The sequence below is a fragment of the Ruegeria sp. HKCCA5491 genome (assembly GCF_013034565.1).
Classification (GTDB): Bacteria; Pseudomonadota; Alphaproteobacteria; order Rhodobacterales; family Rhodobacteraceae; genus Ruegeria.
Map to the genome: position 1 here is coordinate 646,217 of NZ_WQGG01000001.1, position 15,852 is coordinate 662,068.

The 15,852-nt window shown below is 58.6% G+C and carries 14 protein-coding genes and 2 tRNA genes; 8 read left to right on the forward strand and 8 right to left on the reverse strand.

Going from position 1 to position 15,852, the window contains the following annotated elements; genetic code table 11:
* Positions 1–8: 8 nt before the first annotated feature.
* Positions 9–920, forward strand: coding sequence for a pirin family protein (locus GOV88_RS03055; RefSeq protein WP_171239504.1), 912 nt, complete (start codon positions 9–11; stop codon positions 918–920).
* Here the strand turns inward: GOV88_RS03055 and GOV88_RS03060 are convergent, their stop codons facing one another.
* Positions 921–1,508 carry a TetR/AcrR family transcriptional regulator gene (locus tag GOV88_RS03060; protein WP_171239505.1) on the reverse strand — a complete coding sequence of 196 codons (588 nt, stop codon included), beginning with the start codon at positions 1,506–1,508 and terminating at the stop codon, positions 921–923. It lies immediately after the preceding gene.
* A 97-nt stretch (positions 1,509–1,605) separates the two neighbouring features.
* Here GOV88_RS03060 and GOV88_RS03065 point away from each other — a divergent pair, with 97 nt between their 5' ends.
* From GOV88_RS03065 to GOV88_RS03090, 6 genes are all read left to right on the forward strand, one after another.
* Positions 1,606–1,854 (forward strand): hypothetical protein, encoded by a 249-nt coding sequence (locus tag GOV88_RS03065; RefSeq protein WP_171122734.1) that lies wholly within the window; start codon positions 1,606–1,608, stop codon positions 1,852–1,854.
* A 114-nt stretch (positions 1,855–1,968) separates the two neighbouring features.
* The gene (locus GOV88_RS03070) at positions 1,969–3,255 is read left to right on the forward strand and encodes a homoserine dehydrogenase (RefSeq protein WP_171239506.1); all 1,287 of its coding nucleotides are present in this window, start codon (positions 1,969–1,971) and stop codon (positions 3,253–3,255) included.
* 70 nt (positions 3,256–3,325) lie between these two features.
* Complete coding sequence (gene glpX, locus GOV88_RS03075; protein ID WP_171120956.1) at positions 3,326–4,309, forward strand: class II fructose-bisphosphatase; 984 nt, start codon at positions 3,326–3,328, stop codon at positions 4,307–4,309.
* A gap of 78 nt (positions 4,310–4,387) precedes the next feature.
* Positions 4,388–6,130, forward strand: a complete 1,743-nt coding sequence (recJ, locus tag GOV88_RS03080) for a single-stranded-DNA-specific exonuclease RecJ (protein WP_171239507.1) — start codon at positions 4,388–4,390, stop codon at positions 6,128–6,130.
* 98 nt (positions 6,131–6,228) lie between these two features.
* Positions 6,229–6,303, forward strand: a tRNA-Glu gene (locus tag GOV88_RS03085).
* 22 nt (positions 6,304–6,325) lie between these two features.
* A tRNA-Glu gene (locus tag GOV88_RS03090) sits at positions 6,326–6,400 on the forward strand.
* 6 nt (positions 6,401–6,406) lie between these two features.
* On the opposite strand, the gene GOV88_RS03095 is transcribed toward GOV88_RS03090, so the two are convergent.
* The 7 genes from GOV88_RS03095 to GOV88_RS03125 are packed head-to-tail and all read right to left on the reverse strand — an operon-like array spanning position 6,407 to position 13,793.
* The gene (locus GOV88_RS03095) at positions 6,407–8,248 is read right to left on the reverse strand and encodes a V-type ATP synthase subunit A (RefSeq protein WP_171239508.1); all 1,842 of its coding nucleotides are present in this window, start codon (positions 8,246–8,248) and stop codon (positions 6,407–6,409) included.
* Entirely contained in the window at positions 8,245–8,937 is a 693-nt protein-coding gene (locus GOV88_RS03100; RefSeq protein WP_171239509.1) for a hypothetical protein, read from the reverse strand. Before GOV88_RS03100 ends, GOV88_RS03095 begins: the two co-directional genes overlap by 4 nt.
* Before the next feature lies 1 nt (position 8,938).
* Positions 8,939–9,616, reverse strand: a complete 678-nt coding sequence (locus GOV88_RS03105) for a hypothetical protein (protein WP_171239510.1) — start codon at positions 9,614–9,616, stop codon at positions 8,939–8,941.
* Positions 9,616–10,059 (reverse strand): ATP synthase subunit C, encoded by a 444-nt coding sequence (locus GOV88_RS03110; RefSeq protein ID WP_170422131.1) that lies wholly within the window; start codon positions 10,057–10,059, stop codon positions 9,616–9,618. The genes GOV88_RS03105 and GOV88_RS03110 overlap by 1 nt, the downstream gene beginning before the upstream one ends.
* Positions 10,056–11,852, reverse strand: a complete 1,797-nt coding sequence (locus tag GOV88_RS03115) for a V-type ATP synthase subunit I (protein ID WP_171239511.1) — start codon at positions 11,850–11,852, stop codon at positions 10,056–10,058. The genes GOV88_RS03110 and GOV88_RS03115 overlap by 4 nt, the downstream gene beginning before the upstream one ends.
* Positions 11,849–12,454 (reverse strand): V-type ATP synthase subunit D, encoded by a 606-nt coding sequence (locus GOV88_RS03120; RefSeq protein ID WP_171239512.1) that lies wholly within the window; start codon positions 12,452–12,454, stop codon positions 11,849–11,851. The genes GOV88_RS03115 and GOV88_RS03120 overlap by 4 nt, the downstream gene beginning before the upstream one ends.
* Positions 12,432–13,793: a V-type ATP synthase subunit B gene (locus tag GOV88_RS03125; protein WP_171239513.1), complete on the reverse strand. Its 1,362-nt coding sequence runs from the start codon at positions 13,791–13,793 to the stop codon at positions 12,432–12,434. Before GOV88_RS03125 ends, GOV88_RS03120 begins: the two co-directional genes overlap by 23 nt.
* 315 nt (positions 13,794–14,108) lie before the next feature.
* Here GOV88_RS03125 and GOV88_RS03130 point away from each other — a divergent pair, with 315 nt between their 5' ends.
* Positions 14,109–15,848, forward strand: coding sequence for an ABC transporter substrate-binding protein (locus GOV88_RS03130; protein WP_171239514.1), 1,740 nt, complete (start codon positions 14,109–14,111; stop codon positions 15,846–15,848).
* Positions 15,849–15,852 lie beyond the last annotated feature (4 nt).

Genomic DNA, 15,852 nt, shown 5'->3' on the forward strand with positions numbered 1-15,852 from the left:
AGGCCGCGATGTCGCTACGACCCACTTTGGAAATCAGGAAATCCGTCCCGACGATGGAGGGCGCCGGCGTCAAGTTGCATCGTGCCTTTGGATTTCAAGACCCGTCCGAACTTGACCCGTTTCTTCTGTTTGACGATTTTCGCAACGAACACCCGCGGGATTATCAGGCTGGCTTCCCGTGGCACCCACATCGCGGGATAGAAACGATCACATATGTCTTGTCGGGAACAGTCGAGCATTCGGACTCTCTTGGAAATACCGGAACGCTGGGCGCAGGCGACGTGCAATGGATGACCGCAGGCTCGGGGATCCTTCACCAAGAGATGCCAAAAGGGAACGCTGCGGGTCAGATGCACGGGTTTCAACTTTGGGGAAACTTGCCGTCCGGCCAGAAAATGACGGCTCCGCGGTATCAGGATGTCGAAAGCAAGGACATCCCAGAGATCACGGATGACGATGGCACGACGGTCCGCGTCATCGTCGGCGAATTCTGGGGAAAGACAGGTCCCGTAGACGGCATCGCCGCCGATCCGCAATATCTTGACATTCATATCCCGGCCGGTGTGAAAAAGACGTTTCGTATCGACACCTACCGCAGGGCGTTTGCCTATGTTTTTCAGGGGCAAGCGGCATTTGCGGATGCATCTCAACCCACCGGCGTTCTGCTTGAAAAGGAAATCGTCGGGCAAGAGGTCAATATCCGCGATATGTCAGGCGACCGAACTTTGGTTCGTTTCGGAACCGGCGACGAGATCACGGTTCAGGCAGGTGCTGAGGGTGTGCGATTTCTGCTGATTTCCGGCACACCGATAGACGAACCGGTTGCATGGCACGGCCCGATTGTCATGAATACACGGTCCGAGCTTGAGCAGGCATTCCGGGAACTGCGCAACGGCACCTTCATCCGGCCCGCGCATTGATCAGGCGGTCACGGATCGCCGGACCATATCCCAATAGACCTGTTCGACTTCATCCAGCGAAAGGCGTCCGCCTGCGCGATACCACGTCATCACGCCGTTCAACATGGCAATGACGGCCAAGGTCGCCATCTTGGTGTCGGCGACCAAGAAGGCCCCTACCTCTTGCCCATCCTTTAGGATTTGTTCGAGCGAGTCTTCGTAAGCCCGGCGTAACGCCTCGATTTCACCGAAATTTTCGGGGGTCAGGTTGCGCAGCTCCATATAGGCAATGAACACCTCATCCGGACGCTCAAGATGGAACCGGATATGGAAACCGACAAACTGGCGCAGCGCCTCAAGGGCGGTCGCTGGCCTTTCAAGCTTTGCGTAGGTCGACAGAAGATGCTGCATGTGATCGTTCATCAGGCGATACAGAAGGCTCTGCTTGTCCGGCGTGTAATTATAAAGCGCGCCAGCCTGCACGCCGACGTCTGCCGCGATCTGGCGCATGGAAACTGCGGCATAGCCCTGCTGCGCGAACAGGCGCAAAGCCGCCTTTCGGATGCGGGGGCCGGTAATATCGGAATGGGAACCTTGTGTGCGTGCCATGCCCCAACCGTATATGAACGGATGTTCAGATAGAACCCCGCTTGAATGCCCACGGTAAAAAGTGCATCACGGGGGCAATGGTATTCGAAAGAGCAGTATGAAACCCCTGCCCCTGCTGATCCTGACCCTTTGCTGTGCGGCCTGTGCCGACTTTCCTGAGTTGGAAGGCAGCGAACCAGCCAGCCTGAAATCAGCGCGCTATCCAAAACTAATCCCCCTACAAGAAAACCTTGGCCCTACGATCGACCCGATCAGCGAGGCATCCGAGGTAGAGGAAGAGCTTGAGACACGGCGCAAAGAGCTGCAGAAAAAGGCGGATCAGCTACAAAGCGAACAAATCAACTGACCAAGTGATTGCTGCGGCTCACCACGCATTGCACCCCTTCGCCGAACCCGCTAAGGCAGCGTTGAACGGGGCAACCCGGCATTAAAGAATTACGAGCGGAAAGGAACCCACGGGATGACACAGGCGCTGCGGCTTGGAATTGCGGGCTTGGGAACTGTCGGCGTGGGCGTCGTCAAGATCATGCGCCGTCATGCGGACCTGTTGCAGGCGCGGACAGGCCGCCCTGTGGAAATCGTGGCAGTATCCGCGCGGGATGCGAGCAAGGACCGTGGCGTCTACCTGTCTGACTACGCTTGGGAAACCGACCCGGTCGCTTTGGCCAAACGCGATGATATCGACGTATTTGTCGAATTGATGGGCGGTGAGAATGGTCCCGCCAAAGCCTCGGTCGAGGCGGCGCTGACAAGTGGCAAGGACGTCGTCACCGCAAACAAGGCGCTGCTGGCAATCCACGGTCAGGAATTGGCGGAAAAGGCCGAGGCCGCTGGCCGCGTCATTCGTTTCGAAGCCGCCGTCGCAGGCGGTATTCCCGTCATCAAGTCCCTGACCGAAGGGCTTGCAGGCAACGAGATTACCCGCGTGATGGGGGTGATGAACGGCACCTGTAACTATATCCTGACGCGAATGCAGTCGCAGGAACTTGGCTATAACGCTCTGTTCGAAGAATGCGCGCAGTTGGGATATCTTGAGGCCGACCCAAATCTAGACGTCGGCGGAATCGACGCCGCACACAAGCTGGCCCTGCTGTCCTCAATCGCTTTTGGCACCAAGCCGAATTTCGACGGGATCGAGATCGAAGGCATCCAGCAAATCAGCCTCGATGACATTCATCAGGCGGATGATATGGGATACCGGATCAAGCTGCTGGGCATCGCACAACGAACCGCGCGCGGGCTGGAACAGCGGATGCAGCCCTGTCTGGTACCCAGCGGTTCACCTTTGGGACAGCTCGAAGGCGGAACGAACATGGTCGTGATCGAAGGCGACGCAGTGGAACAGGTTGTTCTGCGCGGCCCTGGCGCAGGCGAAGGGCCCACGGCCAGCGCTGTGATGGGTGATGTCTGCGATCTGGCACGCGGACTGCAAATTCCGACGTTTGGGCGCCCAGCTACATCGCTTCAGGATGCAGCCCCGGCGATCACGGGCCTGCCTGCCCCCTATTATCTGCGTCTTGCGTTGTTCGACAAACCCGGCGCGCTGGCTAAAGTTGCCGCTATTCTGGGCGATGCAGGTGTGTCGATCGATCGGATGCGCCAATACGGGCATTCCGAAAGCACCGCGCCGGTTTTGATCGTTACGCATAAAACAACGCGTGCCACGCTCGACGTTGCGCTGGATGGCTTCCGCGAGACAGACGTTGTTGCCGGAGAGCCTGTCGCCCTGCGGATCGAAGAGGTTTGACCCTTGCGGCCTGCCCAAAACGCAGGCTATGCCCAAAACAACGCCGATACTGAGTTAAGGATACTGAAAAATGAGTGCTGCCAAGATTGATTTCAACGACCGCCTGCTGTCACTGGGCCTAGCGCGGGTGGCAGAACAGGCCGCACTCGCGTCGGCATCTCTGGTGGGTCGCGGGGACGAAAAGGCTGCGGATCAGGCTGCTGTGAACGCCATGCGTGAACAGTTGAACCTGCTGGACATCGCAGGTGTCGTTGTCATTGGTGAGGGCGAGCGTGACGAAGCACCAATGCTGTATATCGGTGAAGAGGTTGGCACCGGCAACGGCCCCGGCGTTGATATCGCGCTGGACCCGCTGGAAGGCACCACGCTAACCGCCAAGGACATGCCCAACGCGCTGACTGTAATCGCAATGGGTCCGCGCGGTTCGATGCTGCACGCACCTGACGTCTACATGGACAAGCTTGCCGTTGGGCCCGGCTTCCCCGAAGGTGTCGTCAGCCTGGACATGAGCCCGCGTGAACGGGTTGAAGCGTTGGCCAAGGCCAAGGGGTGTGAACCCGCCGACATCACCGTCTGCATTCTTGAGCGCCCCCGGCACGAGGCCATGATCGCCGAGGTGCGCGAGACCGGCGCGTCCATCCGTCTGATCACCGATGGTGACGTTGCGGGCGTGATGCACTGTGCCGAAAGCGAAGTGACCGGCATCGACATGTATATGGGTCAAGGCGGCGCGCCCGAGGGTGTGCTGGCTGCGGCTGCCTTGAAATGCATGGGCGGTCAGATTTTTGGCCGCCTGCTGTTCCGCAACGATGACGAACGCGGACGAGCGGCCAAGGCGGGTATCACCGATCTGGACCGTGTCTATGCGCGCGATGAGATGGTGACAGCGGACGTCATCTTTGCCGCGACTGGCGTGACCGGAGGATCGCTGTTGCCGCGCATCAAACGCGAGCCAGGCTGGGTTGAGACCACCACCCTGCTGATGCGGTCGAAAACCGGGTCGGTTCGGCGCATGTCCTACCGCACGCCAATGTGGTCGCACGACAACGCGTAACCGCGTGCGCAAGTCGATCCATACAATAACAAAGGCCGGGTCCGCGAGGGTCCGGCCTTGGCATATCAGGGGCAGGTCATGAGCTTTCTAGGGGTTGAACAGTCTTTGTCCGGGCGGCGCTGGGTCGGCCCTTCGGCAGATGTGGAACGCGCGACCGAGATGCTGGTGCAACAAGCGGGCCTGCCGCGTGCGGTCTGTCAGGTTTTGGCCCGGCGCGGCGTTCCCGCGATGGAGGCTCCCGGGTTTCTGGACCCCAAGCTGAAAGAATTACTGCCCGATCCCCGCGCGATGAAAGACATGGAAACCGCCGCGACCCGGTTTCTGGCGGCGGTACGCGCCAAACAGCGAATTGCCGTCTTTGCCGATTACGACGTGGATGGGGGCAGCTCAGCCGCTTTGCTTCTGGTCTGGCTGCGTCAGATGGGGCTTCAGGCAACGCTCTATGTCCCCGACCGGATTGATGAAGGCTATGGCCCCAACGTACCCGCCATGCAGGACCTGGCCGCCCGTCACGACCTGATCATCTGCGTCGATTGCGGCACCCTCAGCCATGAACCGATAGCGGCTGCCAAGGGTGCGGATGTGATCGTTCTGGATCACCATTTGGGGGGCGAGACCCTGCCTGATTGCGCGGCAGTCGTGAACCCGAACCGGCAGGATGAAAGCGGCGATCTTGGCTATCTCTGTGCGGCGGGCGTGGTGTTCCTGATGCTGGTCGAGGCGGGGAGGCAACTGCGCGAGGCCGGAGTTAAGGGGCCTGACCTGATCTCACTGTTGGATCTGGTGGCGCTGGCGACGGTTGCCGATGTGGCTCCTCTGATCGGGGCGAACCGGGCGCTGGTACGGCAGGGGTTGAAGGTGATGGCCCAGCGGCAGCGGCCCGGTCTGGTGGCCCTGTCGGATGTGGCACGGATGGATTCGGCCCCCAACAGCTATCACTTGGGGTTCCTGCTTGGCCCGCGCGTAAACGCGGGCGGGCGGATTGGTCAGGCCGATCTGGGCGCGCGTCTACTTAGCACCGAGTCGCCGCACGAGGCTGAAGCGCTGTCGCAGAGGCTTGATGAACTGAACACCGAGCGCCGCGATATCGAAAACGCCGTGCGCGCGGCCGCCATGGAACAGGCCGAAGTACGCGGGCTGGACGCACCCTTGGTCTGGGCAGCAGGTGAGGGCTGGCATCCGGGCGTCGTCGGCATCGTCGCCTCTCGCCTGAAAGAGGCCGCGAACCGCCCTGCCATCGTGATCGGCTTTGACGGGGATGAGGGCAAAGGCTCGGGCCGTTCTGTCTCGGGCGTTGATCTGGGTGCGTCGATTCAGCGACTGGCTGCCGAGGGGCTGCTGGTCAAAGGCGGCGGGCACAAAATGGCCGCCGGTCTGACCGTGATGCGCGATCAGTTGGAACCGGCCATGGCGCGGCTGTCTGAACTTCTGGCCAAACAAGGCGCGGGCGACAGCGGCCCGGCGGACCTGAAACTGGACGGCACATTGATGCCGGGCGCAGCCACAGTGGACCTTATCGAACAGATCGAAGAGGCAGGTCCATTTGGGGCAAGTGCCCCTGCCCCACGGTATGCCCTGCCTGATCTACAAGTGCGCTTTGCCAAACGAGTGGGCGAATCTCATCTCAAACTTTCGCTGTCCGATGGCGTAGGCGCCGGGTTGGACGCCATCGCGTTCGGAGCGTTCGACGGGCCGATGGGCGAAAAGCTGTCCAACCATGGCGGCGCGCGGTTCCATTTCGCCGGCAGGCTTGAGGTCAACACATGGGGCGGACGGCAATCTGTGCAGCTTCGGCTGGAGGATGCAGCCGAGGCCAATTAGGCCAGCACCCGGCCCCGCCAAAAAACTTTCACATCCCTGCATTTTTCGGCTTGCGGGGGTGATAGGTAAACCGTAAAAGGCGCTCCACAAGCTAACGTGGCCCGTTCGTCTATCGGTTAGGACGCCAGGTTTTCAACCTGGAAAGAGGGGTTCGATTCCCCTACGGGCTACCACTTGTGCTTGTATCGCCTAAATGGCCCGTTCGTCTATCGGTTAGGACGCCAGGTTTTCAACCTGGAAAGAGGGGTTCGATTCCCCTACGGGCTACCATTTCCCTTACACTCCGAATTTTTCGCGACACAGATCTTCTATCTGACCCCAAGTAGATTTGAATTCCGGCGTGTTTTCAGTCGCATAGTGGAAGTTCTTCATCAATCCCGTCAGCTGCGTAAAGACCTGTCGAACCTCGGCTTTATCGGCGAATTCGGCGGTGGATTGTGTCACGCCGTAGACCAGCTTGAAAGTCATCTTCTGCCTATCAAGCGGTACGGTCGCATCCACTTTATCGAACGCATCTTGTTGCAGATAGACCATGTCCACGAACAAGGCCTTTTGCTGGGTGACGAAATCCTCGATCGTAACGCCCTCTTCGCCTGTCACCTGCATCATCTGGTCGACCTGTTCGCCCTTTTCGATCAACGCCAGAAGATCACGAACCTTGCTGGTCCAACCCGCCTCAGCGTTCTTGTCATACCAGTCGGACAACTGGTCCAGATAGCGCGACCAACTGAGCATCGGATCGACCGCAGGGTAAAACCGCTTATAGGCACGTTCGGAAGACAGACCGAGGAAACATTTAACCGTCGACAAGGTCGATTGCGTGACCGGTTCGTCAAAGTTGCCCCCGGCAGGTGAGACCGTTCCGATCAGGGTCAGGCTGCCCAGCGCGCCGTCATTAGTTTTCAATGCGCCCGCGCGTTCGTACAACCCCTTGATCGAGCTTTCCAGATAGGCCGGAAACCCTTCTTCTCCGGGGATTTCTTCCAACTTGCCCGAGGTCTCTCGCATGGCCTGTGCCCAGCGGCTTGTGCTGTCGGCAATCAACAGAACATCATACCCCATCTGGCGATAGTACTCGCCCAGCGTGATGCCGGTGAAAATCGACGCCTCACGCGCCGCAACGGGCATCGAGGACGTGTTGCAGATTATGATCGTCCGGTCCATGAGGCTACCACCCGAGGTCGGGTCAGTCATCTTTGGAAATTCGCTAATGGTTTCAACCACCTCGCCCGCGCGCTCTCCACAGGCGACGACTATGACGATGTCTACCTTGGCGTTTCGCGCGATCAGGTTCTGCAACACTGTCTTACCGGCACCAAACGGCCCCGGAATACAGGCTGTTCCACCCCGGGCAATGGGAAAGAACGTGTCGATCAGGCGCTGAGATGTCAGGACCGGTTCGGTTGGATAAAGCCTTTCGGACAGCGCGCGTTTCAGAACCCCTTCGGGCAATGGACGTCGCACCGGCCATTTCTGTGAAAGGGTCAGAGTATGCTCTCCGCCCTGTTCGTCCTCAAGCCGCGCCATGATATCGTGGATCGTAGCCGCGCCCTTCTGGACCCAGACAACCTTATAGTCGCCGACCCAGTTGAACGGCAGCATGATTTTGTGTTCGAACCTGCCCTCGGGCACCGTTCCGATACTGTCCCCTGCTCGAACACTATCACCAACTTTGACGGACGGTGAAAACGACCACTTTGCCTGATCGTCCAACGGGGCCACATCCGCACCGCGCGGCAGGAAAGTGCCAAACTCAGCCGCGACTTTCGGCAAAGGGGACTGCAGACCGTCAAACACCTGACCCAACAATCCCGGCCCAAGTTCGACCGACAGCAACTGCCCCGATTGCTCCACCGGATCGCCCACCGCAACGCCATCCGTGCTTTCATAGACCTGTACGTCCGCTGTTTTCCCACGCACACGCAGAACTTCGGCCTTCAGGCGTTCCTGTCGACCTCCGGGGCCGAGGCGAGTCGGCAAAATAAACACCACCTCGTTTTTGATCAACTGCCCGGGGCGACCTTCTGCGTCCGGTTTTGCTTCGATCTGAACCAGCCCCTCCTGGACCGAGACAACACGGGCGGTGGCTGTTTGGATAGCGGGGGTTGGGGCGGTCATGCGTAAGCTCCCTCAAAGTCGATATCAGCGACGTCGGCCATGGCCTGTTGCGCCAGTTTTTCAAATCGTGTTGCCGCCTCCTGCGCGCTGCTTTGCGCCCAACGGTCGAAAATATTCCAGATCAGCACATAGATCGCCACGGCCTCAAAATCGAAAAGATGTCGTGCGGCGTGGCGCTTTAACTGCTTGTGACTAATCGACAAAAGCAGCCTTTCTAGCCCCAGTGGATCGTTGACTTCCAGCAATTGACGCGCGTCTTTGATCCAAGGCATTGCCGCATCCAACCCGAAACCGGGGTCATTCCAATGGGCAGGGATATGGCGGCTCCATCGTCCAAACCCCAAAGGCGTCGCAGGCGGTGGTTCCCCTCGATGCCGAAGTCGCAACGCGGCAACTACGGTGCGCAAGTCCATCCGTTCGATAAGCAACTTTTTCAATGTCGGTTGCGGGATGTTATCCAGTGCCTTCCTGCAGCGCGCAATCGCTTGATCGTCCGTGACATCCATGTCGTAATCGTTCCAGTTCAGAGCGTGCTCCAACACGCGCAGAACCCGGGCATCTTCGGGTGCCAGCGCCTTCAACCGTCGATCCAGCCGCAGTCGCGACAGAGGCGGCTGCTTGGCCACAAACAACCGCTCCGAGCCCGGCAAACTGCTGATCAGCGCGATATAGGCGTCCGGGTCCGACATGTCAGCGGATCACGCCTTCCAGCACGGCGCGGAATCTGGGTTGCAGATGCTCCATCAATAGCGAGGCCACGGCTTTGTCGGTGAGGTCCAGAACAACGCCCTGCTCCTCGGCCTGAATGCGAATGCCATCCTGCGTATCGTCTGACGCGTGCAGCTCGACTTGTTCCCGCAGCATTTCGGCGGTCAAACCCAGCACATACTTGGTCAATTTACCAGACTGGATATCGTCGGCGTTCTGCTTGATATCTTCCTGAGTGGCCACTTTCGCGGGCAGGATCACCTGCACTTTACCATCCAGCTTGGCACCTGCTGCGGCCCGCCCAACAACCTCAAGGATCATCTGTTTCAGCATCTCGGGATCAGCCAATTCCTTGGTGACAAGGCGCTCGACATCCTTGCGGAAACGGTCGGTCAGGCCAGCTTTCATCGTCAAAACGGCATCGCGCATCGCGGTATTCAGCGCCTCTTCTCCAGCCGCGCGGTAATTGTCCGAGTCGGCGCGGGCTTTCTTCTGATGCGCCTCAGCCTCGTGCTTGGCATCTGCAAGGATCTTGGCGGCCTCAGCCTTGGCCTCGGCGCGTAGCTTCTCGGCCTCGGCCTGACCTGCGGCAACGCCGTCATTTCGCAGCTTGTCGATCAGGGCATCAACACCATGAGAAATCATTCCATCCTGTGCCATCAGCTAATCCCCGCGCTGATGACCAAGGCAAATACGAAGGCGAAAACGCCAAACCCTTCGATGATCGCCGCCGGAGCAAGCGCCAAGCCGAAGATTTCTGGTTTCTCTTTTGTTGCATTGATCGCCGCGGCGCAGGCCCGTCCTTGCCAGATGCCGCAATACATCAGCGCAATGCCCGATAGGATGCCGATCCCGAACAACCCGCCCGCATTTTCGGGCGTCACATCGCGGTTCAGGGTAAACATGATGACAATCCCGTAGATCACCATCGTTGACGGAAATGCCGAGACACCGACGAACCGACCATAGCCGCCTTCGGTTTCAGTCATCGCGCCGATGCTGGCCTGCCCAGCGATTGCGCACCCAATGGCACTTGCCGCCGCGCCCAACGCCATTGGCGCGTAAATACCCAGCCAACCCAATGTCAATACAAGCTCATTCATTCCTGTACCTCCTTGCGGGCGAACGGGCGAAAGACGATGCCTTCATCCGGCAGACCCCATTTAAAGAATTCGATATAATTGAGACGCAATCCGTGAACGACACCGCTCATCATCGCGAGGGCGAAGTTCAGAATATGACCGACGATCAGGATCAACAGCCCGAACAGAATGCCCGGCCCCTTCATCGCCTGCATCACCGAAACCGCCAGATCATTGAACGTGATCGCAAGCGACGCCGAGGCCAGACCCAGCGCAAACAGACGCATATAGCTCAGCACATCGCCAAATGCCCCCATCGCACCAGCAAGGCTTTGCAGCCCATCTATCAGCCGCCACAGCCAGTCGATTGGTTTACGCACAGCCCGCTCACTTGAAAACAGGACAATGGCCAGAACACCCGCAGCCAATACAATCGAGCCCGGCAGCTTCGTCCCACCCTTCATATAGCTGAGCCACAGAATAAACCCACCAATCAAGGCTCCGATCCAGCCAAGGTTTGCAACGGCCCTCCGCTGCCCCCACGCCGCGCGCGCGGCCAAAGCATTGGCCAACACCAGATGCAATACGCCAACCACGATCGAGATCATCATCATCGCACCAAAGTTGTTGAGGTCCAGTATCTTGAGCTTGGCCCAAACCGTGCCGTCGGCTGGTGATGCACCAAAATAGCTGCCGACCAGCACACCGTAGATGATCGTAGCGCTGGAAATCATCACTCCATATCGGCGCCAAGACCTTTCGCTCGGCGTTTTTCCCATGCGTTTCCAGAATGCCAAAAGACCCAGCAGTATGACTGCTCCGTAACCTGCATCCGCCACGATCATGGCAAAGAAAAACGCGAATGAGGCCGCGACGATGATACTCGGGTCCCAGTCCTTGTACCCCGGCACCTGATAGAACAACGCAAGATCAACGGCCGCGCTTCGGTCCTCCGGTTGCTCCAGCAGAGTCGGTGGATTGTCATCCGGCCCCGGTTCTTCAATCAGAACAGCGGCATCTTTGGATTTGGCCATGTCCAGAACCGCTTCGATACGGTCCTCGGGCACCCAGCCCTGCAAGGCGAACATCGCCTCTGCGTCGCGGACCTTCTGGGTCGCATGAGCCAGTTCCGCGGCGCTTTCTGCTGCCGACAAGTTACGGCGCATCAGGGTCAGATAACGTGTTTGGGCAACCCGTTCAGCCTCCAACGCCTCAATCGCGATCTCGGCTTCTTCCAGTTGCGCTTCCAATTCGTGAATCGGCAAAGAACCGGTATGCGTACGCGGCACCGGCAGGATATCATCGCCCGGATCATCGGGCGCGATCAGAACGGCGTAAAAGTACCGATGGTCCTCCTGCAAAATCGCCCAGGGCAGATTGATGTTTGACAATGCATCGCGATGTTTCAGGGGAAGCTGATAGAACCATAGCCGATTACCCGCCAGCACATCGGTCGGCGGAAAATCCAGGTCCCCCCAAGGGCGAACCTGCGCGATCCGGTAGGTCAGAAAATCCCGGCGATCCGTCATATCGCGGGTGCGCTGCATCAGGTCCAACACGTCACGCACGAACTGATCCATATCGAACACCGGATCACGCTGTATCTGTCGGCGCGGCTCTGGCACATCCGTCAAAAAGCGCAGCGCCTTATACGCATTGCGCGCGCCGCGCTCGCTGATCTTTTCCGGCTCGGCGGGCGGAGGCGCAAGTGGCAGCACATGCATACAGCCTAGCTCCTGCAACGCCTCCAGCGTATCGCCCTTCCGCGCGGCAGGTCCGACGAGGGACAGTTTCTTCAGCCGCGCAACGCTCATGTCAGCGCCTCCTGCGCATGTTTACGCTTAGAGATTTTCGAGCGCACAACCGCCTGCATCTGTTCATCACTTAGAAAGATGCGGATTTTCTTGATATTGGCCTTGGCGCGCGGGATCAGAACCTTTTCGAACAGGTTAACCCGCTGCGTAATCGTGGCCACAGCCTTGTCAAAGATGCGCACCCGTTCTTCGGCGACTTTGACGCGCAACCGCGCCTCAATCATGTCATGCAACAGGCCGGCAGCGGCATCGACCCAATGCGGTTTCGCCAACACCGAATAGGGCCGCACAGCAACTTCGATCCGGTCTAGGTCGGGCATCTTGACGCCGACCACGTTGACCTTTTTCAGCTTGTAGTCCTTCAGCTGAACCAACCCATCCAGATCGACCCCTTGCTGCGCCAACATCGGCAGTTTTTCCCCGACCTGCTGCGCCAGATCGTGCACCTCTTGCTGCAAGCGTTGGACGTCTTCGCGGGCTTTGGCACGTTCCGCCATCAACTGCTGGCGTTTGAGGTCCAGCGACGGCAGGAACCGCTCATAGCTTTTCAGCTGGGTCTGCTGGCGGGCCAGCGACGATTTATTCAGCTGCAACCGCGCCATCGACATCCTTTGGGTAATACTTGTCGACCAAGGCCTGCTTCATCAGCAACTGATCAGGCTGGAAACACTCGGCCAGCGTCTTCCACCCCAGATCCAGCGCGTCCTCAAGCGGGATCGAGACGTTGATATCCATGAACCGCGCCCGGAACAGCGCGCCGAATTTCAGCAACTGGTGATCGTAATCCGACAGATCAAACGCCATCGCCTGTTTCTGCGCCGCATCGCGGCTTTCCGAATAGAACCGGATCATCGTATTCATGATCTGCCCGTGATCTTCGCGCGTGGTCTTACCGATCACGTTCTGCTTGAGGCGCGACAAGCTGCCGAACGGATCAATAACCCCCGAATGCAGGTAGAACTGCCCCTCGGTGATATAACCCGTGTTATCTGGCACCGGGTGGGTCACGTCATTGCCGGGCATCGTCGTCACGGTCAACACCGTGACCGAGCCACCCTTGGCGTAATCACACGCTTTCTCATACCGCCGCGCGAGTTGGGAATAGAGATCTCCCATATAACCGCGCTGCGACGGCACGCGTTCCTGACTGATCCCCACCTCTTTCATTGCATCCGCATAGGCGGTCATATCGGTCAACAGCACCAGCACGCGCTTGCCCTCTTCCACCGCGAATTTCTCGGCCACGGCCAGTGCCATATCTGGCACCAAGAGCCGTTCCACCAGCGGGTCCATCGCCTGATTGACGAACATCACCGTGCGGGAAAACACGCCCGCATCCTCAAACGAGGTCCGGAACGTGTGGTAATCGTCAAAGATCAGACCCAGCCCCCCAAAGACCACGATATCGGCATCAGCCTGAATACCGATCCGACTGAGGAACGCATTGAACGGCTCGCCCGAAACCGAAAAGATAGGGATTTTCTGGCTTTCGACTAGTGTGTTGAACACGTCGATCATCGGCACGTCGGTGCAGATCATCTTGTTGGGCACAGCCCGCTCCGAGGGGTTCACCGTTGGCCCACCAATGTCGATCCGCGGCTCGGAGGACAGGTCCGGCCCACCGTCGATCGCCACCCCTGCCCCGTCAAAGACGCGGCCCAGAATGTTGGCCGAATAGGGCGTCTGCATCGGGTGGCCCAGAAAGGTCGCGGTTGCCTCGGTCGAGATACCCTTGGTGCCGGAAAACACCTGTAGGGTCACAACATCGCGGTCGATGAAAATCGCCTGCGCCAGCGTCTTGTGCCCGTCCACCGTTTCGATCACGGCCAGGTCGTTGAACCGAACCGCCGCATCGGCTTCGCCGTCCAGCGGGACCCTGACCTTGATAGTGTCCCCGACAATTTCCAGAACACGAGTGTACTTCAAAAGACTTTGGGACATCGTCGAACCTCAGTCGTCTAAAAGAAATAGAGAATTCACTGGACAAGATATCCGCTCGAAACCAGTAAAATCACGATCAGCTTACAAAGAATCAAGGACTTGGCAAGGAAAGATAAACCTGAGGACCGAATGAGGCGCGCTTTAATCCGCGGCCTCCTCAGACTGCGCAAGAACGATGCGTTCCAATGTAAAACAATTACTTACCGAGAAACTATGCCATTTACTAAAAAATTAGTTTGACAGCTAAGCGCGAAATCGCTGATGCTGTTCGTCATCCGGTCAATACCGGAACTCATAATCTTTGGGAGGAGACAGATGCGGAGACATCTACTTTCCGCAGTGGCGGCGGCTGCCGTCATTGCGGGGCACGGCCCTGCTTGGGCTGACGAAGCCGCAGCACAACGTTGGATTGATGACGAATTCCAGCCATCAACGCTGTCGAAAGACGAGCAGATGGGTGAGATGAAGTGGTTCATCGAAGCTGCACAGCCCTATGCCGGCATGGAAATCAACGTCCTGTCAGAGGGTATCCCAACCCATTCCTATGAATCCGAGGTTCTGACCAAGGCGTTCGAGGAAATCACCGGCATCAAGGTCAACCACCAGATCCTCGGTGAGGGTGAGGTGGTTCAGGCTGTTCAAACTCAGATGCAAACCGGACGTAACCTGTATGACGGCTATGTCAACGATAGTGATCTGATCGGCACCCACTCGCGTCTGCAACTGGCCTATCCGCTGACAGACATGATGGAAGGCGACTGGTCGGCGACAACTTCGCCGACACTGGATCTGGATGACTTCATGGGCATTCAGTTCACCACCGGTCCCGATGGTAAGTTGTACCAATTGCCTGACCAGCAGTTCGCCAACCTTTACTGGTTCCGCAAGGACTGGTTCGACGACGAAGCAAACAAGGCGGCCTTCAAAGAAAAGTACGGCTACGACCTGGGCGTTCCGGTCAACTGGTCGGCATACGAAGACATCGCCGAATTCTTCACCAACGACGTGAAAGAAGTCGACGGCGTCGCGATCTATGGCCACATGGATTACGGCAAGCGTGCGCCTGACCTTGGCTGGCGTATGACCGACGCATGGCTGTCAATGGCCGGTGCCGGTGACGTGGGCGAGCCTAACGGTGTTCCGGTCGACGAATGGGGCATCCGCATGGAAGCGGGCACTTGTAATCCTGTTGGTGCGTCCGTTTCGCGCGGTGGTGCTGCAAACGGCCCGGCTGCGGTCTATGCGATCCGCAAGTGGGACGAATGGCTGCGGAACTATGCGCCTCCGGGTGCGGCGTCTTATGACTTCTACCAGTCGTTGCCCGCGCTCAGCCAAGGCAACGTGGCACAGCAGATCTTCTGGTACACCGCCTTTACCGCCGACATGGTGAAGCCGAAATCCGAAGGCAACAACACCGTGGATGACGAGGGCACGCCGTTGTGGCGGATGGCCCCCAGCCCGCATGGCCCCTATTGGGAAGACGGCCAGAAGGTTGGCTATCAGGACGTGGGGTCGTGGACCTTCCTGAAATCGACCCCCGAAGATCGTGCTCAGGCGGCTTGGCTTTACGCTCAGTTCGTGACGTCGAAGACTGTTGATGTGAAGAAGTCCCATGTGGGTCTGACCTTCATCCGCGACAGCTCGGTCAACCACGAGTCGTTCACCGAACGTGCACCCAAGCTGGGTGGTCTGGTCGAGTTCTACCGCTCGCCTGACCGTGTGGCATGGTCGCCGACCGGCATCAACGTGCCGGACTATCCGAAGCTGGCCCAAATCTGGTGGCAGCAGATCGGTGATGTGAACTCGGGCGCGTTCACTCCGCAAGAGGCGATGGACCGTCTGGCCGAGGAAATGGACATCACCATGGCCCGGATGCAGGCTGCGGATGAAAGCGCCGGTGTCTACGGCGGCTGTGGTCCGCGTCTGAACGAACCGCAAGATCCTGCCTTCTGGTTGGAGAAAGCCGGTTCGCCAAAGGCCAAGTTGGAAAACGAAAAGCCGCAAGGCCAGACTGTCAACTATGACGAGCTGGTGGCGCGCTGGCAGGCCAACTAAGCCA